The organism is Prosthecodimorpha hirschii (assembly GCF_001305515.1).
Classification (GTDB): Bacteria; Pseudomonadota; Alphaproteobacteria; order Rhizobiales; family Ancalomicrobiaceae; genus Prosthecodimorpha; species Prosthecodimorpha hirschii.
Genome location: NZ_LJYW01000001.1, coordinates 2,490,333 through 2,513,696, shown reverse-complemented (window position 1 = coordinate 2,513,696; position 23,364 = coordinate 2,490,333). Strand labels below are relative to the sequence as shown.

At 68.8% G+C, this 23,364-nt stretch carries 27 protein-coding genes and 1 tRNA gene; 10 read left to right on the top strand and 18 right to left on the bottom strand.

Features of this window, described 5'->3' with window-relative positions; all coding sequences use genetic code 11:
* The first annotated feature begins 72 nt into the window (after window positions 1-72).
* The 4 genes from ABB55_RS11055 to ABB55_RS11040 all read left to right on the top strand — a co-directional run bounded on the left by ABB55_RS11055 (window position 73) and on the right by ABB55_RS11040 (window position 3,185).
* Complete coding sequence (locus ABB55_RS11055; RefSeq protein ID WP_054358854.1) at window positions 73-747, top strand: amino acid ABC transporter permease; 675 nt, start codon at window positions 73-75, stop codon at window positions 745-747.
* Entirely contained in the window at window positions 747-1,433 is a 687-nt protein-coding gene (locus tag ABB55_RS11050) for an amino acid ABC transporter permease (RefSeq protein ID WP_083463533.1), read from the top strand. The genes ABB55_RS11055 and ABB55_RS11050 overlap by 1 nt, the downstream gene beginning before the upstream one ends.
* Window positions 1,411-2,148 (top strand): amino acid ABC transporter ATP-binding protein, encoded by a 738-nt coding sequence (locus tag ABB55_RS11045; protein ID WP_054358853.1) that lies wholly within the window; start codon window positions 1,411-1,413, stop codon window positions 2,146-2,148. Before ABB55_RS11050 ends, ABB55_RS11045 begins: the two co-directional genes overlap by 23 nt.
* A gap of 137 nt (window positions 2,149-2,285) precedes the next feature.
* Window positions 2,286-3,185 carry a DUF6282 family protein gene (locus tag ABB55_RS11040; RefSeq protein ID WP_054358852.1) on the top strand — a complete coding sequence of 300 codons (900 nt, stop codon included), beginning with the start codon at window positions 2,286-2,288 and terminating at the stop codon, window positions 3,183-3,185.
* A 45-nt stretch (window positions 3,186-3,230) separates the two neighbouring features.
* Here ABB55_RS11040 and ABB55_RS11035 read toward each other — a convergent pair whose 3' ends face one another.
* From ABB55_RS11035 to ABB55_RS30870, 4 genes are all read right to left on the bottom strand, one after another.
* Window positions 3,231-3,632, bottom strand: a complete 402-nt coding sequence (locus ABB55_RS11035) for a DUF1398 domain-containing protein (RefSeq protein ID WP_054358851.1) — start codon at window positions 3,630-3,632, stop codon at window positions 3,231-3,233.
* Between the two features lie 50 nt (window positions 3,633-3,682).
* Window positions 3,683-4,144 (bottom strand): MarR family winged helix-turn-helix transcriptional regulator, encoded by a 462-nt coding sequence (locus tag ABB55_RS11030; protein WP_054361984.1) that lies wholly within the window; start codon window positions 4,142-4,144, stop codon window positions 3,683-3,685.
* A 216-nt stretch (window positions 4,145-4,360) separates the two neighbouring features.
* Window positions 4,361-5,164 carry an SDR family oxidoreductase gene (locus ABB55_RS11025; protein ID WP_054358850.1) on the bottom strand — a complete coding sequence of 268 codons (804 nt, stop codon included), beginning with the start codon at window positions 5,162-5,164 and terminating at the stop codon, window positions 4,361-4,363.
* A complete protein-coding gene (locus ABB55_RS30870) occupies window positions 5,161-5,478 on the bottom strand; it encodes a nuclear transport factor 2 family protein (protein ID WP_054358849.1) in 318 nt (105 codons plus the stop codon). Before ABB55_RS30870 ends, ABB55_RS11025 begins: the two co-directional genes overlap by 4 nt.
* Window positions 5,479-5,562: 84 nt before the next feature.
* Between ABB55_RS30870 and ABB55_RS11015 the strand changes: the two genes are divergently transcribed.
* Entirely contained in the window at window positions 5,563-5,958 is a 396-nt protein-coding gene (locus ABB55_RS11015) for a winged helix-turn-helix transcriptional regulator (protein WP_054358848.1), read from the top strand.
* 218 nt (window positions 5,959-6,176) lie between these two features.
* Here ABB55_RS11015 and ABB55_RS30320 read toward each other — a convergent pair whose 3' ends face one another.
* Window positions 6,177-6,320: a hypothetical protein gene (locus ABB55_RS30320; RefSeq protein WP_160321212.1), complete on the bottom strand. Its 144-nt coding sequence runs from the start codon at window positions 6,318-6,320 to the stop codon at window positions 6,177-6,179.
* Between the two features lie 68 nt (window positions 6,321-6,388).
* Complete coding sequence (locus ABB55_RS11010; RefSeq protein ID WP_054358847.1) at window positions 6,389-6,982, bottom strand: TetR/AcrR family transcriptional regulator; 594 nt, start codon at window positions 6,980-6,982, stop codon at window positions 6,389-6,391.
* Between the two features lie 48 nt (window positions 6,983-7,030).
* Between ABB55_RS11010 and ABB55_RS11005 the strand changes: the two genes are divergently transcribed.
* Window positions 7,031-7,477: a VOC family protein gene (locus tag ABB55_RS11005; RefSeq protein ID WP_054358846.1), complete on the top strand. Its 447-nt coding sequence runs from the start codon at window positions 7,031-7,033 to the stop codon at window positions 7,475-7,477.
* Window positions 7,474-7,863 (top strand): nuclear transport factor 2 family protein, encoded by a 390-nt coding sequence (locus tag ABB55_RS11000; protein WP_054358845.1) that lies wholly within the window; start codon window positions 7,474-7,476, stop codon window positions 7,861-7,863. Before ABB55_RS11005 ends, ABB55_RS11000 begins: the two co-directional genes overlap by 4 nt.
* Before the next feature lie 304 nt (window positions 7,864-8,167).
* Here ABB55_RS11000 and ABB55_RS10995 read toward each other — a convergent pair.
* A tRNA-Arg gene (locus tag ABB55_RS10995) sits at window positions 8,168-8,244 on the bottom strand.
* 513 nt (window positions 8,245-8,757) lie between these two features.
* Between ABB55_RS10995 and ABB55_RS10990 the strand changes: the two genes are divergently transcribed.
* On the top strand, window positions 8,758-9,201 hold the full coding sequence (locus ABB55_RS10990) for a c-type cytochrome (protein ID WP_160321211.1): 444 nt from the start codon (window positions 8,758-8,760) through the stop codon (window positions 9,199-9,201).
* Window positions 9,202-9,674: 473 nt separating this feature from the next.
* On the opposite strand, the gene queG is transcribed toward ABB55_RS10990, so the two are convergent.
* The 7 genes from queG to ABB55_RS10955 form a co-directional block, all read right to left on the bottom strand.
* Window positions 9,675-10,853, bottom strand: coding sequence for a tRNA epoxyqueuosine(34) reductase QueG (queG, locus tag ABB55_RS10985; RefSeq protein ID WP_054358843.1), 1,179 nt, complete (start codon window positions 10,851-10,853; stop codon window positions 9,675-9,677).
* Window positions 10,850-11,815, bottom strand: coding sequence for a cysteine synthase A (gene cysK, locus ABB55_RS10980; RefSeq protein ID WP_152982005.1), 966 nt, complete (start codon window positions 11,813-11,815; stop codon window positions 10,850-10,852). Before cysK ends, queG begins: the two co-directional genes overlap by 4 nt.
* Window positions 11,816-12,062: 247 nt before the next feature.
* Window positions 12,063-12,521: a dUTP diphosphatase gene (gene dut / locus ABB55_RS10975; protein WP_054358841.1), complete on the bottom strand. Its 459-nt coding sequence runs from the start codon at window positions 12,519-12,521 to the stop codon at window positions 12,063-12,065.
* Between the two features lie 139 nt (window positions 12,522-12,660).
* Entirely contained in the window at window positions 12,661-13,638 is a 978-nt protein-coding gene (mbfA, locus tag ABB55_RS10970; protein WP_054358840.1) for an iron exporter MbfA, read from the bottom strand.
* A 180-nt stretch (window positions 13,639-13,818) separates the two neighbouring features.
* On the bottom strand, window positions 13,819-15,198 hold the full coding sequence (locus ABB55_RS10965; RefSeq protein ID WP_054358839.1) for a flavin monoamine oxidase family protein: 1,380 nt from the start codon (window positions 15,196-15,198) through the stop codon (window positions 13,819-13,821).
* 64 nt (window positions 15,199-15,262) lie between these two features.
* Window positions 15,263-15,640, bottom strand: coding sequence for a hypothetical protein (locus tag ABB55_RS10960; protein ID WP_152982004.1), 378 nt, complete (start codon window positions 15,638-15,640; stop codon window positions 15,263-15,265).
* Between the two features lie 156 nt (window positions 15,641-15,796).
* Window positions 15,797-16,783, bottom strand: coding sequence for a 2-hydroxyacid dehydrogenase (locus ABB55_RS10955; RefSeq protein WP_054358837.1), 987 nt, complete (start codon window positions 16,781-16,783; stop codon window positions 15,797-15,799).
* Between the two features lie 247 nt (window positions 16,784-17,030).
* On the opposite strand from ABB55_RS10955, the gene ABB55_RS10950 reads away from it, so the two are divergent.
* Window positions 17,031-17,576, top strand: coding sequence for an SH3 domain-containing protein (locus ABB55_RS10950; protein ID WP_083463532.1), 546 nt, complete (start codon window positions 17,031-17,033; stop codon window positions 17,574-17,576).
* An 86-nt stretch (window positions 17,577-17,662) separates the two neighbouring features.
* Entirely contained in the window at window positions 17,663-18,169 is a 507-nt protein-coding gene (locus ABB55_RS10945) for a GNAT family N-acetyltransferase (protein WP_054358836.1), read from the top strand.
* 48 nt (window positions 18,170-18,217) lie between these two features.
* On the opposite strand, the gene ABB55_RS10940 is transcribed toward ABB55_RS10945, so the two are convergent.
* From ABB55_RS10940 to rpsO, 4 genes are all read right to left on the bottom strand, one after another.
* The gene (locus ABB55_RS10940; protein WP_054358835.1) at window positions 18,218-19,153 is read right to left on the bottom strand and encodes a Rossmann-fold NAD(P)-binding domain-containing protein; all 936 of its coding nucleotides are present in this window, start codon (window positions 19,151-19,153) and stop codon (window positions 18,218-18,220) included.
* 53 nt (window positions 19,154-19,206) lie between these two features.
* Window positions 19,207-20,121 (bottom strand): VOC family protein, encoded by a 915-nt coding sequence (locus ABB55_RS10935; protein WP_054358834.1) that lies wholly within the window; start codon window positions 20,119-20,121, stop codon window positions 19,207-19,209.
* A gap of 205 nt (window positions 20,122-20,326) precedes the next feature.
* The gene (pnp, locus tag ABB55_RS10930; protein ID WP_054358833.1) at window positions 20,327-22,465 is read right to left on the bottom strand and encodes a polyribonucleotide nucleotidyltransferase; all 2,139 of its coding nucleotides are present in this window, start codon (window positions 22,463-22,465) and stop codon (window positions 20,327-20,329) included.
* A gap of 569 nt (window positions 22,466-23,034) precedes the next feature.
* The gene (rpsO, locus tag ABB55_RS10925) at window positions 23,035-23,304 is read right to left on the bottom strand and encodes a 30S ribosomal protein S15 (RefSeq protein WP_054358832.1); all 270 of its coding nucleotides are present in this window, start codon (window positions 23,302-23,304) and stop codon (window positions 23,035-23,037) included.
* Between the last annotated feature and the right edge of the window lie 60 nt (window positions 23,305-23,364).

The following is a 23,364-nucleotide window of genomic DNA, read 5'->3' as shown; positions in this document are numbered from 1 at the left end:
GACGGCCGTTGACAAGCCGCCGCCACGAGGGCTCAATCGCATACAGAACGTATACAGCCAAGAAGGCTCCGCATGGGCTATACGCTGCAATACGGCCAGGTCACGCCCTATCTCGGCTATCTGGCCGGGGGCGCCTGGCTGGCGCTCCAGATCGCCGCGGTCGCGTTCCTGATCGGCTGGGCGATCGGCCTCGTCTGCGCGTCGGTCTTGCACTACGGCCCGCGCCCGGCGCGCTGGCTGGTCCGCGCCTATGTCACCTTCTTCCTGAACACGCCGCTTCTGGTGCAGATCTTCTTCATCTACTTCGCGCTGCCCGACTACGGCATCCTGATCGGCTCGGTCGAGGCGGTCATCCTCGGCATGTCGCTCAATGCCGGCGCCTACATGGCCGAGATCCAGCGGGCCGGCTTCGCGTCGATCCGGCGCGCCGAGATCGAAGCCGCCGAGACCCTCGGCTTCAGCCGGCTGCAGCAGATCCGCTACGTCATCCTGCCGCATATCGCCAAGGTTCTGTATCCGCCGCTTTCCAACCAATACATCATCCTGACCATGACCACCTCGGTCGCCGCCATCTTCGGCGTCGAGGAGCTGACCGGCCGCGCCTACAACATCAATGCGCAGACCTTCCGGTCGCTGGAGATCTTCTCGATCGCCGCGGTCTACTACGTCGTTCTGACCGTCATCGCCAGCGCCGTGCTCTACGCGATCGGCCGCTTCCTCTTCCGCATCAAGGGGAAGGTGTTCTGATGGCCGCGCTCCTCGACGAACTGCCGCGCTTCTTCAGCTACTACAACGTGATCTTCCTGGCGCAGGCCTTCGCCTATACGGCCGGACTGTCGCTGGTCGGCTGCGGGCTCGGCTTCGTGGCCGGCTTCGGCCTCGCCGTCCTGCGCCAGGAGCGCGTCATGCGCTTCGCGCCCGTCCGCATCCTGGCGCTGCTCTATGTCGAATTGTTCCGGCGTATCCCGTTCCTGGTCCTCCTGATGGTCGTCTTCTTCGGCTTCCAGCTGGCTGGGGCGGACGTGCCGATGTTCGTCGTCGCCGCCACCACGGTGGCGCTGTCGGCGGCGGCCTTCTCGGCCGAGAATGTCCGTGCCGGCCTGGAGGCTGTCCACCGCAACCAGTGGGACGCGGCCGAGACGCTCAACATGGGCGGGCTCAGGGCGCTGCGCCTGGTCGTCCTGCCGCAGGCCTGGCGGATCATCATCCCGCCGTCGATGACCTATGCGGTCGGCCTGGTCAAGGCGACCTCGATCGCCTCGCAGATCGGCGTCGCGGAACTCACCTTCGCGGCCAAGATCCTGAACCAGAAGGGCTTCTCGCCGGCGCTCTGCTTCGGGACGATCCTCGTTCTCTACTTCGTGCTGTGCTGGTCGCTGAACCGGTTCGCGGCCCATCTGGAGGTCCGGCTTGCCCCATCTCGTTCTCGATAGCCTCTCGGCCGACTACGGGCGCGATCCCGTGCTCAGCGATGTCGGCCTCTCGGTCGAGCGCGGCGAGATCGTCTCGATCATCGGCCCGTCCGGCTCCGGCAAGAGCACCTTGCTGCGCGTCCTGGTCGGCCTCCTGCGCCCGCGCGCCGGCACGGTCGCGGTCGCCGGCACGCCGGTCGACTACGGCTCGGATGCGGCCCTGCGCAAGGTGCGCGAGCGCTTCGCCATCGTGTTCCAGCAGTACAACCTGTTCCAGAACATGACCGCGCTGCGCAACGTCACCGTCGCCCCGACGGTGGTCAAAGGCCGGCCGGCCGGGGAGGTCGAGGCCGAGGCGCGCGCGCTCCTCGCCAAGGTCGGCCTGTCGCACCGGGTCGAGGCCTATCCGGATGAGCTCTCCGGCGGCCAGCAGCAGCGCGTCGCCATCGCCCGCGCCCTGGCGCTGAAGCCCGACATCCTGCTCCTCGACGAGGTCACCTCGGCGCTCGATCCCGAGCTCGTCTCCGAGGTGCTCGACACCATCCGCCTGCTCGCCGCCGACGGCATGACCATGCTGATCGTCAGCCACGAGATGGCCTTCGTGCGCGAGATCTCGTCCAAGGTGGTGTTCATGGCCGACGGCCGCGTGGTCGAGACCGGCCCGCCGGCGCAGATCTTCGACGCGCCGCAGACCGAGCGCTGCGCCGATTTCGTCCGCCGCATCCTGCGGCACTGACCCCGCCGGCCGCCGACATGGCCGCCCGCATCCGTCCCGCGATGGTCCCGCGCCTCTGGCGCCCGTCGGATCGTCGCGTCGCTTCCCCGGCCCGATGCGCTCGCAGCCCGGGCCTCATCCCCGACCTGGAGACCGCGATGCGCCCTGGCCTGAGCTACCTGAACGGCGCCGTGGACGTGCATGTCCATGTCTGCCCGCATCTCAACGGCCGCAGCGCCAATGTCTTCGAGGCGGTGCGCCAGGCGGCCGCGCTCGGCATGCGCGGCCTCGGGCTGATGGACAATTTCCAGAACTCGTCCGGCTATGCGGCCCTGGTCATGCAGGAGCTCGGCCATCTCGGCGTCGAGGTCTTCGGCGGGCTGATCATGCAGCCGACCGCCGGCGGCGTCAGCTACGAGGCCGCCCGCAACGCCGTCGACTACGGCTACGGGCCGGGCACAGGCGCGCGCTTCCTGTCGCTGCCGACCCACCATACCCATGCGGAGGCCCTGCGCGAGGGCCGCAGCCCGGCCTTCCTGGAGACCACCTTCCGGGTGCCGTCCTCCGGCAAGGTGCCCGACCCCGTCCCGGCGATCATGGATCTCTGCGCCGAGCGCGACATCGTGTTCGATTGCGGCCATGTCTCAGGCCCCGAGGCGCTGGCGCTGGCCGAAGAGGCGCGGCGGCGCGGCACGACGCGGGTGCGCTGCCACGCCCAGCGCTACGAGCCCGACGAGATCGCCGCCCTGGTGGCGCTCGGCGCCGTGCCGGAATTCTCCTTCTTCCTGCTCACCCACGCGACCCAGGTCGGCCTGACCCATGTCGACGCCGAGAAACACCGCGCGCCCTTCCAGACCGTCGACGACCTCGCCCCGCGCCTCCGCGCCGCCGGCCGCCACGCCGTCCTGTCCAGCGACGCCGGCATCGCCCTCCTGCCCGAACCCGCCGAAGCCCTGCGCGAATTCCTCCTCCTCCTGGAAGCCCAGGGCTTCGCCGAGGCCGACCTCAAGGCGATGATCTCGGAAAACCCGGCGCGGTTGTTTCGGGTGGGCGGGTAGGGAAGGGCCAAGCCAGGCCAAGCCGTCCCGACCGGATCCGCGGATCTACTGCGGAAAATGCTCGACATGGGTGTCGGCGCTACGCCCGAAATAGAGGACACGGCGGCCCGGGAAGGAGACGATGTAGCCGGCGCAGCCGTGCGCCTTCACGGATTTGGAGAATGCGGCGTAGGAATAGTCGGGCGGATCGGCCTGCGCCCATCGAACCTCGGCGGCGATCGCCTGGGGGTCGAAATCGGCAGCGACCGTGCCGACCGATACACGGTTGGCCAGCACGACGTTGTCTCCATCGGGGAGGAAATAGGTGGTCGTGTTGCGCCGGTAGTCGACGACATAGCCTTCGAAGCCGGCTTCGATCAGCCTCCCGACGATGTCCGGGAAAGCCAGGGTCCGGTCGTAGGCTGCGTCGAGGCAAGCCTGTGCCGTGCGGACGCGTTGCGCTTCCATGGCGATTTTCCTTTCTGAAGTTTCGGCGATGGGTTCGATCGCGGCTGGGATCAGTCGATCGGAACGCTGGTCAGCCCGTGTGCCTGGGCGATCCGGCGCAGGATTTCGGTGAGGGTTCGGCGCTGGTCGGATGGGAGGGCGTCGAAGAACTCCGCGTCGTTCTGATCGGCCAGCGCGGCGAGACGGGGCACGAGCCGGCGGCCGGCGACGCTCAAGGCGAGCGTCTGGGCGCGCTTGTCGTCCGGATTGGCGCGGCGCTCGATCAGGGATTTTTCGAGAAGGCGGTCGGCAAGCTTCGAGACGGCCCCCCGCGTCAATCCCAGGTCTTGCGCAAGCTGCGACGGCGCGATGCCTTCGAGATCGTAGAGCGCGCGCAGGAGAACCCATTCGGCAACCGTCACCCCCTCGCGCTCGACCTTGCGGGCGAAACCCTGCGAGACGGCGTTGGAGGCCATCCTGAGCCAATAGCCGAGATGCGCGTCGAGTTTGGCAAGCGTCGGTTTCGCCGGCATGGCCACCTCCATGGTTGACTAGGAAACTATATCGATCCTGTTTCCTAGTCAACAAAAAGACGGGGCCCCCGCCGCGCTAAGCCGGCGAGGGCCGTGCCTCGACGCCACCAGTCGTCGGCGCTCCGGGGGCGGCCCTTATCGGATGCCGGTCCCGACGGCATCGGGCCGGTACGGCCGCCATGATCGTCCTGTCCTGGGCCCCGCCGGCCGGATCCGTCAGACCGTCGGGATCGTCCCGCCGTCGATGACATAGTCCGCGCCGTGGATGGACGCCGCGCGGTCCGATGCCAGGAACGCCACCAGTTCGGCGATCTCCTCCGGCCATGCGGGGCGTCCGATCGGGATGCCGCCGAGCGCGTCCATGATCCCGCGTCGCGCGGTCTCCTCGTCGGTGCGGCCGCTTTCGGCCAGGCGCTTGACCATGCGGTCGGCGGCGGATGTCATGATCCAGCCCGGCGACACGGTGTTGACGCGCACGCCTTTGGGACCGACTTCCTTCGACAGCGTCTTGCTGTAGCTGGCGAGCGCGGCCTTGGCGGCCGCATAGGCGATGGTGGATTCGAACAGCGGCAGCCGGCGCTGGATCGAGGCCACATGGACGACCACGCCCGCGCCCTTTTCGATCATCCGGGGCACCAACAGGCGGTCGAGGCGGACGGCGGCGAGCAGGTTCAGGGCCAATTCGGCCTGCCAGAACTCTTCCGTGGCCGCCACGAAGCCGCCGCCCGGTGTGCTCGAGCCGCCCAGACAATGCACCAGGACGTCGACGCCTCCCATCCGGGCGGCAACGCCCTCCGCCAGTGCCTCGACACCGGCCGGCGTCGCGAGATCGGCCTGAACGAAGAGACCGTCGCCGGGGTCCTCGGTGGGCTCGTTGCGGGCGCTGGTCGCGGTTAGCGCGCCGGCGGCCCGGAAGCGGCGCAGGATCGCCGCGCCGGCCCCGTGCGTTCCGCCCGTGACGAGGACGCGCTTGCCGGCGAACTCGGTCGGGTCGATCTTGAAGGTCGGGGCGATCGTCATGGGGCAATCTCCAGGCGAACGATCCGGTCGGCCTTCATGGTGAAGTCGAGCCGCAGAAGGATCGGACTTCCGGGGAAGGCTCCGGAGACCTCGACGACAGTGCCTCTGGTGGCACTGTGTCTTGCCGTCGCCCGGTCGTCATATTTGGCGATCGTCTCCGCAATCCACGCCCGGATGGCGGCCGGTCCCGTATGGTCCCGGCCCTCATCTTTGACGGTTGCGGTTTCGGCGAAGCCGGAGACGGCGATGTCGAGATCGCGCGCGTTCTTGCCGGAGAAATAGTCTTGAATGGAGCGCGGTAGACTGTCTGACATGCGCATCGTCCTTGGTTCTGCTTGGCGGGCAAGGCCGCGCCGGCGACACTTGCTTCCAACCCAAGATGGCGGTACGCTGCCGGAATGACAAGAACAGACGAAAAAGTAGGGTACTTACCATCAAGTAAGGACCTGTTCCCGACGCCGAAGCTGGCGGCGGACGGCGTGGAAAACGTGCTGCGCATTCTCGAGGGCCGCTGGAAGCTGGTGATCCTGTTCCACCTGTTCGGAGGCAAGGTGCTCCGGTTCTCCGAGCTCGAGCGGGAGATTCCTGCGATCTCCCAGAAAATGCTGATTCAGCAACTGCGCCAGATGGAGAAGGACGGCATCGTCCACCGCATCGTCCATCATCAGGTTCCGCCCAAGGTGGAATACTGTCTCACCGCCTGGGGCCAGGCGCTCTGTCCGGCCCTCGACGCGCTGCTCACCTGGGCGATCGAGCGCCCCGCCGAGCCGACCGGCCACGAGCCGGCTCCCTGACGGTCAAATTCTCCAATCGGCCCCCGCTCGCCAGGCCTTTCGATGCGTACAAAACAGTGAGGCATGGCGAACCATAAACATAAATTCAGTAATTGGTTAGTCGATGATTGAGAAATCAAATATCTATCATCACATTCGACGCAGAACGGTGTGAGATCAATCAAATGTATTTTCAATCATTGTGGATTCATTGTAAATATTTTTTGAACACTGAATTATCATGAATATAGTTTGAGCCGAGCGATCCAGATCGCGTGCTCCCACCATGAAGAGACGTCGGAAGACAGCTTTGCGGCAGGGAGTTCGGGGATGTTCTTGTCGAAGGACTTCGGCGCGCCGCGTCGGGTGAAGACGAGAGCCATGCCTCCGCCATTCCCGCAGGCGAGGCCTCGGAATGCCCTGCCGGCAGGGCACGGATCATTCCATTCCTTCAGAGCGCAAGCAGCGCCAGGGCCCGGGTCACCAGGCTGTCGGCGAATTGACGGTCGAGCGGCAGATGACCGACGAGCAACCGATAGAAGATCGGCGCGTAGATCATGTCGAGCACCGTCTCGAGTTCGGCCGGCGCCGATATCTCGCCTCGCGCGACGGCCTCGCCTATGAGGCGCCGCCCGGCTTCCCGGCTCGACAGGATGATGCGGTTGCGAAAGGCCTTGGTCATTTCGCTTTCGGGATCGGACGCCGCCAGCGCCAGCGCGATCTGGCGTCCGCGTGTCGTTGCAAAGGCCGTGACAAGGGCGTGCATCTGGGCGCGCAGCGATCCTGCCAGGCCGTCCTTGGCCTTGTCCGCCTGGAAATCCGGATCGGCCATGAGTGCCGCCATCGCCAGTTCGCCGGCATTGGCCCAGTTGCGATAGATGGTCGGCTTGCTGATCCCGGATTTCGCGACGACGGCTTCGATGCTCAATCGGCCGAACCCCTCGCTCAACAGAATGTCGCGCGCCGCCTGCAGCGCCTTCTCGCGTGCAACTGCGCTTGGCGGCCTGCCGCGCGGACGAGGCAGAGATGATCGTTCTTGACTCATTTAATTACGTTTCGTACCGTAAATTATATATCCTTGCAAGGAGCGGTCATGTCGTCCGTCACTTCGGTCTCACCCTATATCGTGGTGCGCGGTGGTGAAGCGGCCATCGCCTTCTACAAGGCCGCCTTTGGCGCCGAGGAAGTCTTCCGTCTGACCGACCCTTCCGACGGGCGCATCGGCCATGCCGAATTGCGTTTCGGCGAGAGCTTCGTCATGCTCAGCGACGAATATCCCGATTTCGGCGCGGTGAGTCCGGACACGATCGGCGGTTCTCCCGTGACGCTGCATCTGTCGACGAAGACCGTCGATGCGGACGTGGCGCTGGCTGCCGCGCAGGGCGCCACCGTGTTGCGCGCGGCCGCCGACCAGAGTTTCGGGGAGCGCAGCGCGCTGGTGCTCGATCCCTTCGGTCATCGCTGGATGCTGTCGCAGACGGTCGAGACAGTCTCACCCCAGGAAATGCAGCGGCGTTGGAATGAGGAGACCGGAGCATGACCGCCGACGAGCAGGCGCTGGTCGATGCCGAGGCGGCGTTCAACCGCGCGATGATCTCCAACGATCCCGCGAAAATCCGTGAGTGCATCAGCGCGGATTGGGTCTTGGTGACGCCGGAACGCGGCCCAATTCCGGGCGCGGCCGTGCTGGACGCGATCGCCGGCGGGACCCTGGTTCACGATACCATGACCAAGCAGAGCCGTGTTGTCAGGGTATTCGGCACGACGGGTTTCGTCACGGGCCGCGGTCAGAACACCGGTTGGTTCCGCGGCCAACCGATAGGCGCGGATGAATGGATCACCGATATCTATCGCCGCGCCGATGGCCGCTGGTTGTGCGAGCTGACACATCTGACCCCAGCGGTCACGCCAGACGACAAGGCATGACGCAATGGAGGCCGGCACGCCTTGCGATGTCGGCCCGGATCTCGACCTGCGGCCCCGGCCTCGCCGTTCCCTCCGTCCGTCAAACGTGCTGGACCGGACACGGCGCGCCATCCCGCCGTGGCATCGGCTCAATGTTTAGGCGGCTCATGTCCAGACTCTCCCGACGCGAACAACGCGGAAGGACAAGAAGGATTCGAACTCTTCTGCCGCCCCTGCACTTCGCCGCTCACCGGCCGTTGCACGCTATGAGCCCCGGCGCAGTTCCGGCGGCGCATGCGCAATATGGAGACCAAAAGTCGGAAAGTGGCGCACCCGACAGGATTCGAACCTGTGACCTCTGCCTTCGGAGGGCAGCACTCTATCCAGCTGAGCTACGGGTGCGTGCTCTCGTCCCCACATGGGTGGGGAGGGATGCGGCTTGAATAGCCGATCCGTCGGGCGGGGGCAACCGCGAAACGAGGCCGATCGGGGATTTGGTCGCCAGCCGGCGGTTGGTCTCCGGCGACGGCGGCGGTCCTGCCGAACACGCCGCCGCCTGCCGGCGACGCGCTGGCCTCCGCAGCGGCGGCGTCGTTGCGGGCCGACCCCGGCGTTGCCAGGCGCCGGAGGATTGCCGCCGGGCGTGCGTCCTGACGAGGTGCGCCCCGCATCCGTGGCCGGGAGCGTAGAGTGCCTGCAACGCGGTGCCGCAGACCGCCCGGAAACCGGTCCCCGCATCGCCGGGGCCGCAGTCCCCCGGACTGCCGGGAACGCAGTCCCCCGGACTGCCGGCAACGCAGTCCCTCGGACTGCCGGCAACGCAGTCCCCCGGACTACCGTGAACGCAGTGCTACGGATTGCCGGGGCCGGTTCGGGCGGCCAGAGTCCGGTAATCGGAGTGGCGGGAGAATGCGCGTGAAGGGTCATCAGTTCAGCCGCGGCGCGGTGGTCGCGGCGGCGATCGTCGTCGGGGCGGGTTTTGGCGGTTCGGCCGGGGCGGAAACGTCGCTGGAGGTCGGCCGGTCCGAATTCGCCAGCTATTGCGCGGCCTGCCACGGCCATGACGGGCGCGGCGACGGGCCGTTCCAGGTCCTGCTGACGCGGCGTGTGCCCGGCCTGACCGGGCTGGCGCGCGCGAATGGCGGCACCTTTCCGGCCGACCGGGTCGCCGAGGTCGTGCGCGGTTCGGTCGACATGCCCGGCCACGGGCCGATGGGCATGCCGCTCTGGGGCGATCACTACCGGACCAAGGCGCCGAGCCAGCTCGGCCCCTATTTCAAGCCGGAGGACGCCGAGGCCTATGTGAAGAGCCGCATCCAGGGCGTCGTCGACTATCTGGCGACCATCCAGGAGAAGTAGCGGCCGACGCCCGTCCAAACAGCCGACGTCCGTCCAGGCGGCCGGTGCCGTGCAGGCGGCCGGCGCCGTCCAGGCGGCTGACCCCGCTCCCGGCGGGTCCGGGCCGCCTGTCCGTCGGGACGCGGGCCGCCGGCGATTCGGGGTCGGCATGGCGTCGGACGGACCGCGCTGACCCCGCTTCCGGCCGGGCGCGCAAAGGCTTGCGGCCCCCGTGGTCGCACGCGCCGCAAGACGGCGGTGGCGACCGAGGGGCGGCGACGCGTTGAATGCCGGCGGGCGCTCCGAAGCGCCCCGGGGACCTTGCACAGACCGGCCGTCATGGCCGAAACGCGATCACCCGCCCGGCGTCACTGAACCGTGCACGTCCCGACCGCGCCCGTGCCCGGCATCGGACGGGAGATTTCGGACGGACCGATCGGAAGGTCGGACCGCTCCGGCCCGGCGGGGGGCGCTCCGGCCGGCTGGCCGCACCTTCAACGGGCTGCGGCGGCCGGGGACGCCGCCTCCCATTCGGCGCGCACGTCGGGATCGGTCTCGGCGGGCGCGCGGGCCTCGGCCAGGGCGCGGAACGCGGCGGTGTCGAGGAGCCGCGACAGGGCCCAGACGGCGGCGCCGCGGACCAGGGCGGCCGGATCGGCGCTGAGGCGGAGGGCATCGGCGGCCAGTGACGGCTCGGCCGAATTGCCGATGGCGATCAGCACGTTGCGCAGGAAGCGGTCGCGCCCGATGCGCTTGATCGGCGAACCGGCGAACAGGGCCCGGAACGCCGCGTCGTCGAGCCGGGCCAGGGCGGCGAGCGCCGGCCGGCGCAGATCGTCGCGCGCGACGAGCCTGGCCTCGCGGGCGGTCTGCGCGAACTTGTTCCAGGGGCAGACCGCCAGGCAGTCGTCGCAGCCATAGATGCGGTTGCCGATCAGCGGCCGGAACTCAGCCGGGATCGGTCCGGCATGCTCGATCGTCAGATAGGAGATGCAGCGGCGCGCGTCGAGCCGGTAGGGCGCCGGGAAGGCGGCGGTCGGGCAGGCGTCGAGGCAGGCGCGGCAGGAGCCGCAATGGTCGGTCTCGGCCGGATCGGGGGCCAAGTCGAGGCTGGTGAAGACCGCGCCGAGAAACAGCCACGAGCCGTGCCGGCGCGAGACCAGGTTGGTGTGGCGGCCCTGCCAGCCGAGGCCGGCGGCGGCGGCGAGCGGCTTCTCCATCACCGGGGCGGTGTCGACGAACACCTTCACGTCGCCGTCGAGGCCGAGCGTGCGGGCGCGCGCGACGAGGCGGCCGGCCAGTTCCTTCAGGCGGCCCTTGATCAGGTCGTGATAGTCGCGGTTGCGGGCATAGACCGAGATGGCGCCGCAGCGCGGTTCGGCGAGCGCGGCGCGCGGATCCTCGTCCGGGCCGTAGTCGAGGCCGAGCATCAGGATCGAGCGCACCGCCGGCCACAGGACGCGCGGATCGGCGCGGCGCTCGGCCGTCTCGGCCAGCCAGGCCATGCTGCCGTGGTGGCCTTCGGCGAGACAGGCGGCGAGCCGGGCCGGCGCCTGCGGAATGGCGTCGGGCCGGACGATGCGGGCCTCCGCGAAGCCGAGGCGCAGCGCTTCCGCCTTGACGAAGGCGGCGAGGCGCTGCGCCGGATCGGGCTTCGCGGGGCCTGGCGTCACTCCAGGCCTTCGAACAGGGCCGTCGACAGGTAGCGCTCGGCGAAGCTCGGGATGATGATGACGATGGTCTTGCCGGCGAATTCCGGCCGCGACCCGACCTTGACGGCGGCCGCGATCGCCGCGCCCGACGAGATGCCGACCGGGATGCCCTCGATGCGGGCGACCAGGCGGGCCGTCTCGAAGGCCTCCTCGTTGGAGATCTGCTGCACCTCGTCATAGACGCCGGTATCGAGCACGCCGGGCACGAAGCCGGCGCCGATGCCCTGGATCTTGTGCGGGCCGGGCTGGCCGCCGGACAGGACCGGCGAGGCGGTCGGCTCGACGGCGACCACATGCACCGAGGGCTTGCGCGCCTTCAGCACCTGGCCGACGCCGGTGATCGTGCCGCCGGTGCCGATGCCGGAGACGAACACGTCGACCGTGCCGGCGGTGTCGTTCCAGATCTCCTCCGCGGTGGTCTTGCGGTGGATCGCCGGGTTGGCCGGGTTCTGAAACTGCTGCGGGATGATCGAGCCGGGGATCTCGGCGAGCAGCTCCTCGGCCTTGGCGATCGCGCCCTTCATGCCCTTCGGGCCTTCGGTCAGCACCAGTTCGGCGCCGAGCAGCTTCAGCATCTTGCGCCGCTCGATCGACATGGTCTCGGGCATGACCAGGATCAGCCGGTAGCCGCGCGCGGCGGCCACGAAGGCGAGCGCGATGCCGGTATTGCCGGAGGTCGGCTCGATCAGGGTCGCGCCCGGCGCCAGGCGGCCTTCGGCCTCCAGCGCGTCGATCATGGCGACGCCGATGCGGTCCTTCACGCTCGAGATCGGGTTGAAGAATTCGAGTTTGGCGAGAAGATGGGCGCCGACGCCCTTCTCCTTGGCGATCCGGTCGAGCCGCACGATCGGAGTGTCGCCGATCGTCTCGGTGATCGAGCCGTAGATGCGGCCGCGGCCGGGCTTGCGGTCGGCGTCACTCATGGGGTCCTCCATCATTCATCGACAGGCTTGGCGGCTGGCGGGCCCCCGTGCGGGGCACGCCGCCAATTCGCGCGAGACTCTAGGGCGCAGAGGCTGGCGCGGCCAGTCAGCGGCATGACGAAGCAGGGCGCCCGGGTGGAAAATTATTCCAAGAGATGGCGATGCTGGCGGATTCCATCAATGTCGTGCGGGGTGGCGCGGATCGGGCGGGGAAATCGATACCAGCCGGCGTCGAGGCCGGCGGTCCTCAGCGGCGACCGGTCGAGCCGAATCCGCCGGCGCCGCGATCGGTCTCGCCGAGGGTCTCGACCGTGGCGAAGCCGACCTGGATGACCGGCGCGACGACCATCTGGGCGATGCGCTCGCCGCGCTCGACCCGAAAGGTCGCGTCGCCGAGATTGACCAGGATGACCTTGACCTCGCCGCGATAGTCGCTGTCGACCGTGCCGGGGCTGTTCAGCACGGTGACGCCGTGCCGGGCGGCGAGCCCCGAGCGCGGCCGCACCTGACCTTCGTAGCCGGGCGGGATCGCCAGGACGAGGCCGGTCGGGATCATCGCGCGGGCGCCGGGGGGGATCTCCACCGGCGCATCGGCCGGCACGGCGGCGATCAGGTCGAAGCCGGCTGCGCCCGCCGTCTGGTAGGCCGGCAGCGGCAGGTCGTGCGAATGGGCGAGGCGGAGGATTTCGACGCGGGGATCAGGCATGGCACCGGCGGGTTTCGAGCAGCCGGCGCGAGGCTGCCCGGCCGCCATCCATAGCCGCAACGCCGGCCCGCCCGCCAGTGCCGATGCGGCGGCGGGCGACCGGACGCGCGTCGGGACCGGTCGCCCGGGATGCCTCCCGTCAGGAATTGCCGATCAGGACGCCGGTCATGAAGACCAGGAAGCCGCCGACGACGATCTGCAGGGCGGCGCGGAAGAAGGGCGTGTCCATGTATTTCCAGCGGATCCACGAGATCGCCCAGAGTTCCGCGATGACCAGCAGGATCGCCACCACGGTCGCGGTCCAGAAGTTCGGGATCAGATAGGGCAGGGCGTGGCCGAGGCCGCCGATGGTGGTCATGATGCCGGCGGCCGAGCCGCGGATCCAGGGCGAGCCGCGCCCCGAGAGTTCGCCGTCGTCGGACAGGCCCTCGGCGAGGCCCATCGAGATGCCGGCGCCGATCGAGGCGGCCAGGCCGACCAGGAAGGTGTCCCAGGTGTTGTGGGTCGCGAAGGCGGTCGCGAACAGCGGCGCCAGTGTCGAGACCGAGCCGTCCATCAGGCCGACCAGACCGGGCTGGACATATTGCAGCAGGAACATGCGCCGGGCGGTCTCGTCCTCCTCGGCGCGCACGTCGGTCGGCAGGTTCGAGAGACCCAGCCGGTGGGCGAGCGAGACGTGGCTCTTTTCGGCCTCGGCCAGATCGCCGAGCAGCTTGCGGATCGAGGCGTCGGAGGTCCGGGCGGCGGACTGCCGGTAGAAGCGCGCCGCCTGCGCCTCCATCACCATGGCCTCGCGGCGGATGGTGTCGAGCGAGAGGTTCTTCATCAGCCAGACCGGCCGGCGCTCGTAGAAGCCGCGCACGTTCTCCCGGCGGATCAGCGGGATCCGCTCGCCGAATTTCTGCCGGTGCAGTTCGATCAGGCGGTGCCGGTGCTCGCTCTCCTCGGCGGCCATGTCGTCGAAGACCTTGGCGGAGGCCGGGTAGCGCTCGCGCAGCGCATCCGAATACATCCCGTAGATGCGGCCGTCGTCCTCCTCGGACGAGATCGCCAGGGCCAGGATCTCCTGCTCGGTGAGGTCGGAGAAGGCGCGCTTGCCGAAGCCGAAGAGGGTCATGGTGGAGCTGCTTTCCAATAATTTAGAAGAGTTCCAATCTACCTAGGACCGTCCGCGGCTCCAGGCAAGTCCTGACAGACATGAGCGGATCGCGGGGGTTGCCGAAAATTCCGGCAGAGGGGCTGCGCGGGCGTCGCTGCATGTGCCGCCACCGGCCTGAGGCCGTGCCGGTGCGGCGGTTCAGAGCGCGGCGAGGGTCTCGGTCGCCGCCCGGATGCCCTCGGCCCAGGCGCCGCCGACCGAGCCCCAGAGGCTCGGATGGGTCGCCTCGCCGGCGAGCCTGAGGCGCTCGTCGACCGGCCGGCGCAGGATGGCGCGATCGCGCGCCCGCCCCGGTTCGGCGCAGCTGAAGGCGCCGCGGATCCAGGGATCGGCGCGCCAGCGCGTGACATGGCTGCGGCCCGGCCGGCGCACCGCATCCGCGCCGAAGCTCTGCGCGACCAGCTCGAGCGCGAAGGCCACCGCGGCCCGGTCGCCCGCGCGGGCGAGATCGGCCGCGAAGCTGCCGGCCGCATCGGCCATCACCAGACCCGAGCCGCCGAGATTGGCCAGGAGACCGAGGGTGCGGCGGCCCTGGCGCTTGAGCAGCACCGGTTCGTCGGGGCCGAGGCCGAGCGCGCCTTGCGGCAGTTCGACGAAGATATGCTCGTAGTCGCCGAGCGACAGGCCGGTCAGGGCATCCTCCTGGTCGGCCGGCAGCGGCGGGTCGAAGCGGACCGCCCCGGCGGCCAGGGCGTCGGTCGAGACGGTCACGATCGCGGCGCGCGCCGACACGGTGCCGCGCGGGGTCTCGACGGCGAGACGCGGGCCGGACCGCACGATCCGGGTCACCGGAATGCCGGTGCCGACCGGAATGCCCTCGGCGAGGCGGGCGATCAGGGTGCCGTAGCCCTCGGTCACGAAGGCCTGCGGATATTCGACCGCGGCGGCGAAGTCGACCGTCGAGATATGCTCGACATCCTTGGCGCAGCCGAAGGGGCCGAGCGCGAAGGCGACCGTGTCGGCCCAGTCGCCGAGCCCGGTCGGCATGACCTCGGCCGCCGAGAGGTCGCGCTGTGCCCGTCCGGCCGCCAGGATCGCCTGCTCGAAAGCCTCCCAGGCATCGCCGAAGGCGTCCGCATCGGGGCCGCTCAGCCGTCGGCGACCGTCATAGAGGGTGAAATCCTGCCGCGCCTCGATCAGCCCGAGGCCGAGTTCGGCGGCGTGCCCGGCGAAGGGCGTCGCATCGACGGCATGGATCCAATGGGCGCCGAGATCGACCGGGCGGCCGAACAGGGCGGTGTCGGTGACGCAGCGCCCGCCGATGCGGTCGCGCGCCTCCAGCACCAGGAAGGACCGGCCGGCCGCCAGCAGGGTCCGGGCCGCCGCGATGCCGGCCGCCCCGGCACCGACCACGACGACATCGACCTCGGCGGCCGAAGACGTTGCGGTCCCGGCGGCATTGGCCGCGCCGGCGGCTTGGGCCGCGTCCGCAATGGTGGCCGCCAGGGCGGCGCCGAGAAAGCGGCGGCGATCGAGCGGGAGGCCGGAGCGGGCAGGCGGGACGGGCGGGCGGGTCATGGGGCGATCGGTCCGTCCGCAACAGGCGCGGCAGGTCCGACGGGGCCGGTCGGCAGGACGGCGGTCACCGCTTCCAGGTCGCCATCATCTGCTGGCCGAAGCGGACCACCACGGTGTCCTTGTCCGGGCCGGGGCGGACGTTGAAGCATTTCTCGCGGTTCTGGCCGGACCAGCGCGAGCAGTAGCCCTCGGCGATGGCGCGCCAGAAGCCGGTGGCGCTGGTCAGCCCCTTCTTCTTCTCGGTCGGCTTGCGCGACGACTTGCCGTCCGGCGTGAAGGTCATCACGAAGCCGGTGCCGTCCGGCGACAGGGCGGTGAACGGCCGGCCGTCGAACCAGGCTGCCTTGATCGCGTCTCCCGACATCTTCTCCGGCAGCTTTTCGGCTGCCGCCGGCGGGGTCGACTGCGCGGCGGCGGAGCCGGCCGCGGCCCATCCGGCCATGATCGATCCGACCAAGGCCAGCCCGATCGAAGCAAAAGCACGACACGATCCCATCACGACCTCCCGAACGGCCGCTCTCCAACCGCAGCATCGACTATGCGGCGCCCCCTCCGGAAGGGCAATCCGTAAGCTGACGGTCAGTTGTCGCGCCGCCCCTCAAAGCATGGACGGCAGCACGCGATCCGGCGGACGGTGGCCGTCCATGAAGGTCTTGATATTGATGATCACGCGCTCGCCCATGTCGACGCGGCCCTCGATCGTGGCCGAGCCCATATGCGGCAGCAGGACCACGTTCGGATTGCGGGCGAGCTTCGGGTTGACGGCGGGCTCGTGCTCGAACACGTCCAGGCCGGCGCCGGCGATCTCGCGCGCCTCCAGCATGCGGGCGAGCGCGTTCTCGTCGATCACCTCGCCGCGCGCGGTGTTGACGATATAGCTGATCGGGCGGATCAGCTTCAGCCGGCGCGCCGACAGGAGGTGATAGGTGCCGGGCGTGTGCGGGCAGTGGACCGAGATCACGTCCATGCGGGCGAGCATCTGGTCGAGGCTTTCCCAATAGGTCGCCTCCAGCTCCTCCTCGATCACGCCCGGCAGCCGGCGGCGGTTGTGATAGTGGATCGACATGCCGAAGGCGCGCGCGCGCCGGGCGACGGCCTGGCCGATGCGGCCCATGCCGATGATGCCGAGGCGCTTGCCCCAGATGCGGTGGCCGAGCATCCAGGTCGGCGACCAGCCCTTCCAGTCGCCCTGCTGCATCACCTTGATGCCGTCCGCCATGCGCCGGGGCACGGCCAGGATCAGCGCCATGGTCATGTCGGCGGTGTCCTCGGTCAGCACGCCGGGCGTGTTGGTGACCGTGACGCCGCGGGTCAGGGCGGACTGCACGTCGATATTGTCGACGCCGTTGCCGTAGTTGGCGATCAGGCGCAGCTGCGGACCGGCCTGGCTGATCACCGCGGCATCGATCTGGTCGGTGACCGTCGGCACCAGCACGTCGGCGGTGCGCAGCGCCTCGACCAGCTGGGCCTGGGTCATCGGCTTGTCGTCGTCGTTGATGCGGGCATCGAAGAGCTCGCGCATCCGGGTCTCGATGACGTCCGGCAGCTTCCGCGTCACCACCACCAAGGGCTTGCTCTTCGGCATCCCAACGCTCCCCTCGCCTTTGGTCCCTAACGCCGTTGTTGCGGCTCGACCTTCAGCGGTCGTTAACCTCGTCCCGCGCACAGTCGAATTCGACCGGTCGGATGCTCTGTCTAGCAGATGCCTCGCGAATGGCAATTGATCGCCCGGAGGCAGCGGGGCGGGTTTATCGTCGCGCCGCGTCCGGCATTCGCCTCGCCGCCGGACGTGTTATGAAGCGCTCCATCCTCATCCTGTCGGGAGAATCGGCGTGACGGGTTGCAAATCCGGGCTGTCCTCGTCCCTTTTGATTGCTGGTCTCGCCCTTCTCGGGGCCGTCGCCGCCCCCTCCGGACCGGCTTCGGCCCAGTCCGTGCCGACCGGTCCGAGCGGCCTGCAGCTGCCGCGCTTCGCCAGCATGAAGTCGCATCCGGTCAATATTCGGGTCGGTCCGAGCCGCGACTACGATATCGCCTGGACCTTCACGCGCAGCGGCATCCCGGTCGAGATCACGCAGGAATTCGATGTCTGGTACCGGGTGCGCGATTCCGAGGGCCAGGAAGGCTGGGTGCAGAAGTCCTTCCTGTCGGGCAAGCGCACCGCCCTGATCGCCCCCTGGGAGAAGTCCGGATCGATCCCGATGCGCGCGCGTCCCGACAACCCGACCGTGGTCGCCAATGTCGAGCCGAACGTGCAGGTCGAGGTCGCCAATTGCGACGGAACCTGGTGCAAGATCACGGTCGAGCGCTATTCCGGCTATGTCGAGCAGCAGCGGCTGTGGGGTGTCTACCCGAAGGAAAAATATCCGGTCGATTGACCGCGCGGATGCGTCGATGATACCGAAGGATCGTCCATTGTAGTGGACGATCCTTCGACGGAACCACCGTCGCCCGGGAGGACCGCATGACCGCCGCCGCCTTCACGATCCGCGATGCGGACGACGCCGACATGCCGGGCATTCGCGACATCTATAACGATGCCGTGGCGAACACGACGGCGATCTGGAACGAACAGCAGGTCGATACCGCCAACCGGATCGCCTGGGCGGCAGCCCGGCGCGCGCTCGGCTATCCGGTGCTGGTCGCCGAGTGCGGCGGCACGGTCGCCGGCTATGCCAGCTTCGGCGATTTCCGCGCCTTCGACGGCTATCGCCACACCGCCGAACATTCGATCTATGTCGATGGCCGCTTCCGCCGAATGGGCATCGCCCGCGCCCTGCTGCAGGCCCTGGAGCCGCGCGCCCGGGCGGCCGGCAAGCATGTGCTGATCGGCGGCATCGAGGCCGGCAACGCCGCTTCGATCACGCTGCACGCCGCGCTCGGCTATCGCGAGGTCGGCCGCCTGCCCGAGGTCGGCCGCAAGTTCGACCGCTGGCTCGACCTCGTCTTCATGCAGAAGACGCTCGACTGAACGCTGCCCGCTATCCGCGGCCGGGGACGCGTCGCCGGCCGACCGGCGTCAGGGGCCGGCGATCCGCCGGAAGCGCGGGCTTGCCTCCTCGCGGTCCTCGTCGCCGCCGGCCCAGCGGCCGGACTGCCAGAGCGCGGTGAGGCCCTCGCGATAGGTCGGATGGGCGAGCGGAACGCCCAGATCGGCGTGCAGGCGCCGATTGCCGACGCGCTTGTTCTCGCCCCAGAAGGTCGCCGCCATCGGTGTCATATCGGCCGCCTCGAAGGGCACCTCAGGCGGCGGTTCGACGCCCATCAGGCCGGCCGCATAGGCGATCGGATCCTGCGGCGGGGCCGGTTCGTCGTCGGCGACGTTGATCGGCCCGCCGAGCCGGGCGCGCGCCGCTGCCGCCGTGACGGTGGCGATGTCGTCGACATGGATGCGGTTGAAGACCTGGCCGGGCCGGATCACACGCCGCGCCGTGCCGGCGGCGAGATTGACGAAGGCGTTGCGGCCGGGGCCGTAGATGCCGGCGAGCCTCAGCAGCGCAACCGGCACATTCCCGGCCGCCCCGAGATCCGACCAGGCCGTCTCGGCTGCGACCCGCCAGCGCGTCCGCTCCGAGGCCGGGTTCGGCGGCGTCAGGTCGTCGACCCAGTCGCCGCCGGTATCGCCATAGACGCCGACCGTCGAATAGTAGCCGATCCAGGCGAGCCCGCCGCCGGCGACCGCCCGGGCGACATCGCCGGCATGGTGGCGCAGGAACGGATCGCCGTCGCGGTCCGGCCCGGCCGAGACCAGGATATGGCTCGCCGTGCCGATCGCCGCGGCGAGCGCCGGGGAGGGGGCGGTACCGTCATACGCGATGGCGTCGAGGCCCTGCGCGACCAGCCGGGCGGCCTTGGCGGCCGACCGGGTCGTGACGGCGATGGAGGTGGCCTCGTCGGCGAGGCCGGCGAGGCTGTGGCGGGCCGAATAGCCGAGGCCGAGGATCAGGAGGCGCATGGGCTCACCACTACAGGCTCGCGCCGCCGCCGCAAAGCCCGGGTTCTAACCGGTCACGCCGCCAGCAACGCCTCGGCGGTCGCCTCGCCGATGGCCAGGCGCAGGCGGTTGCCGGCCGGATCGACGGTGATCACGGCGCCGTCGCCGCTGTCGGCCCGGTATCCGGCCGTCGCCAGACGGGTCGCGGTCGCCGCGAGCGCCGCGGCGTCGGGCACCACGATGGTCGTCTCGGCGAGGCCGTATTCCTCGCGGGCCGGCTTCGGGCGGCCCTTCGAGCGCCAGACATTGAGGCCGAAATGGTGATGGTAGCCGCCGGCCGCGACGAACAGCGCGCCCGGATAGGTGGTCATCAGGTCCATGCCGAGGGTCTCGACATAGAAGCGGCGCGCGGCGTCGAGATCGGCGACCTTCAGGTGGACGTGACCGACCGTGGTGCCGCTCGCCGCGCCGGTCCAGGCCGGCAGGCGTCCGCCCAGGGCGAGCAGGCCCTGCACGTCGGCGGCGAGCGTGTCCATTTCGATCTCGTCGCCCTTGCGGCGCCATTCGCCGCGCGGCCGGTCGCGATAGACCTCGATGCCGTTGCCTTCCGGATCGCTCAGGTAGAAGGCCTCGCTGACCAGATGGTCGGAGGCGCCTTCGATCGGGATGCGCTGGGCGGCGACATGGGCGACCCAGCGGGCGAGATCCTCGCGGCTCGGCACCAGATAGGCGACGTGGAACAGGCCGGCCGTGCGCTGGTCGTGCGCGGGCAGGCCCGGCTTCTGGTCGAGCACCAGGAGGGCCGCGCCACCGGCGGCGCCGAGCACGCTGCGCGTCGCGGAGCGCGCCAGTTCGACGAAGCCGAGCACCCGGCCGTACCAGGCGACGAGGCCGTCGCGGTCGGCGACCGCCAGGGTGACGGGACCGTCGCGGGTGTCGACGGGCAGGCGGGTGTGGACGGGAGCGGAGACGGAAGCGTCAGGGGTCATCACGAAAACTCCGGCGCCGGACGGAGGCCGGCTGCGTTGCCCCCAATATGGTCGTTTCCCCTCAGGATGCCAATCCGGCGGAAGTTCGACACTTCGTTCCGCAATCGTGGACAATGCGACGACGGCCGATCCCGACAGGGGCGTAGAAACGAAAGAGGCCGCCCCGAAGGACGGCCTCTCGCAGCCTCAAAGGGTCAGCCGCAGATCACTCCGCGGGCTTGCCCTCGGCGTCCTGCTTGATCTCCTCGCCGGTCGTCTGGTCGACGATCTTCATGGACAGGCGGACCTTGCCGCGCTCGTCGAAGCCGAGCAGCTTGACCCAGACCTTGTCGCCTTCCTTGACCACGTCGGTGACCTTGCCGACCTTGCGCGGGGCGAGCTGGGAGATGTGCACGAGGCCGTCGCGCGAACCGAAGAAGTTCACGAAGGCGCCGAATTCCATGCACTTGACCACGGTGCCCTCGTAGATCAGGCCGATCTCGGGCTCCGCCGCGATCGACTTGATCCAGTTGACCGCGGCCTTGATGGCCTTCTGGTCGGACGAGGAGACCTTGACGGTGCCGTCGTCGGAGATGTCCACCTTGGCGCCGGTCTTCTCGACGATCTCGCGGATCACCTTGCCGCCCGAACCGATCACTTCGCGGATCTTGTCGGTCGGGATCTTCATGGTCTCGATGCGCGGGGCGAACTCGCCGAGCTCGGCGCGCGGGCGGGTGATCGCCTTGGACATCTCGCCGAGGATATGCAGGCGGCCGTCCTTGGCCTGGTCGAGCGCGACCCGCATGATCTCCTCGGTGATGCCCTGGATCTTGATGTCCATCTGCAGCGAGGTGACGCCGTTCTCGGTACCGGCGACCTTGAAGTCCATGTCGCCGAGATGGTCCTCGTCACCCAGGATGTCGGAGAGCACCGCATAGCGCTCGCCTTCCAGGATGAGGCCCATGGCGATGCCGGCGACCGGATGGATCAGCGGCACGCCGGCATCCATGAGAGCCAGCGAGGAGCCGCAGACGGTGGCCATCGACGAGGAGCCGTTCGATTCGGTGATCTCGGAGACCACGCGGATCGTGTAGGGGAACTCGTGATGCACCGGCAGCATCGGGCGGATGGCGCGCCAGGCGAGCTTGCCGTGGCCGATTTCGCGGCGGCCGGGCGAACCCATGCGGCCGGTCTCGCCGACCGAATAGGGCGGGAAGTTGTAGTGCAGCAGGAAGCGCTCCTTGTAGGTGCCTTCCAGGCTGTCGATGAACTGCTCGTCCTCGCCGGTGCCGAGGGTCGCGACCACGAGGGCCTGCGTCTCGCCGCGGGTGAACAGCGCCGAGCCGTGGGTGCGCGGCAGCACGCCGACTTCCGACAGGATCGGACGCACGGTCTTCACGTCGCGGCCGTCGATGCGGCCGCCGGTGTCGAGGATGTTCCAGCGCACGATCTTGGCCTGGAGTTCCTTGAACACGGTCGCGACGGTTTCCTTGTCGTACTTCCCGTCGCCGGCTTCCTTGGAGATCATGGCATCCATGACCTTGGCCTTGACCGCGTCGACGGCGGCGTAGCGCACCTGCTTCTGGGTGTTCAGATAGGCGGCGCGCAGATCGGTCTCGGCGATGGCCAGCATCGCCTTCTCGATCTCCGAATAGTCCTTCGGCTGGAAGTCGCGCGGCTCCTTGGCGGCCTTCTCGGCGAGCCGGATGATCGCGTCGATGACCGGCTGGAACGAGCGGTGGCCGAACATGACCGCGCCGAGCATCACGTCCTCGGGCAGTTCCTGGGCTTCCGACTCGACCATCAGGACGGCGTCCTGGGTGCCGGCGACGACCAGGTCGAGCTTCGAATCGCCCTTGCGGTCGAGCATCGTGTTGAGCACGTACTCGCCGTCGATATAGCCGACGCGGGCACCGCCGATCGGGCCCATGAAGGGCACGCCCGAGATCGTCAGCGCGGCCGAGGCGGCCACCAGGGCGACGATGTCGGGATTGTTCTCGAGGTCATGCGACAGCACGGTCGCGACGACCTGGGTGTCGTTCTTGTAGCCCTCGACGAAGAGCGGGCGGATCGGGCGGTCGATCAGGCGCGAGACGAGGGTCTCGTTCTCGCTCGGGCGGCCTTCGCGCTTGAAGTAGCCGCCGGGGATCTTGCCGGCCGCGAAGGTCTTTTCCTGATAGTTGACCGTGAGCGGGAAGAAGTCCTGGCCCGGCTTCGGCTCCTTGGCCGAGACGACGGTGGCGAGCACGGTCGTGTCGCCATAGGTGGCGAGCACGGCGCCGTCGGCCTGGCGCGCAATGCGGCCGGTTTCGAGCACGAGCGTACGGCCGCCCCACTCGATCACTTCACGATGGATATCGAACATGTCGTGTCTACCTTGCGGTCGAACGCGACGAGCCATGGACAAGACGGCGAGAGGCTCTCGGGTGCCGCCCTTGGGCGGGTCGGCCTTGCGATGCGGCGGCGTCCGCCCAAGGGCGGAAGAGGCGATGGCCGCTTTGGCGGGAACCGGGACAGGCTCCGACCGCCAGGGCGCATTCGCTTCCACGTCAGAGTGCCGGGGGCATCATGGCCCGGATCGGCACGCCGTCGCCCGCCATCGGGCACCCGCATCCTGCGGGGTTGAGAGCATCCGGCGATCTCGCCATGGCTCCTTTCACGCGTTCAGGTCTTGAATGACTGCAGGCCGGCCCCATGCCGCCCTGCATGCTTGTCTGCCCCGTCCCGCCGAAGGCCCGCGCGGTTCGCGAGCCAATGCCCGGCAGGGCGAGACGATCTCGTGGTCAAAATCTGACATTTGCGAGACGCAAATGTCAGATTGAATTGACCACGACGCCAAAGAGTAAGTGGTTCGGATTCACGAGACGGACGGGAACCGTCCGTCGCGATCGAACCACCGGGCGCATCCCATGATGCCGCCCGGCAGATTGGAACTCAGCGGCGCAGGCCGAGCTTCTCGATCAGCGTCCGGTAGCGCGCCTCTTCCTTGCCCTTGAGGTAGTCGAGGAGGCTGCGGCGCTGGCTGACCATCTTCAGGAGGCCGCGGCGGGAATGGTTGTCCTTGCCGTGGGTCTTGAAGTGCCCGGTCAGGTTCGCGATGCGCTCGGAGAGGATCGCCACCTGCACCTCCGGCGAACCGGTATCGCCGGCGCCGGTGCCATATTCCTTGATGAGCGCCTGCTTGCGCTCTGCCGTGATCGACATCGGCTTATCCTTCATTTGGAGTGTCGGCCCGGCCGGGATGTCGTCCAGCCGGGTCAAAAA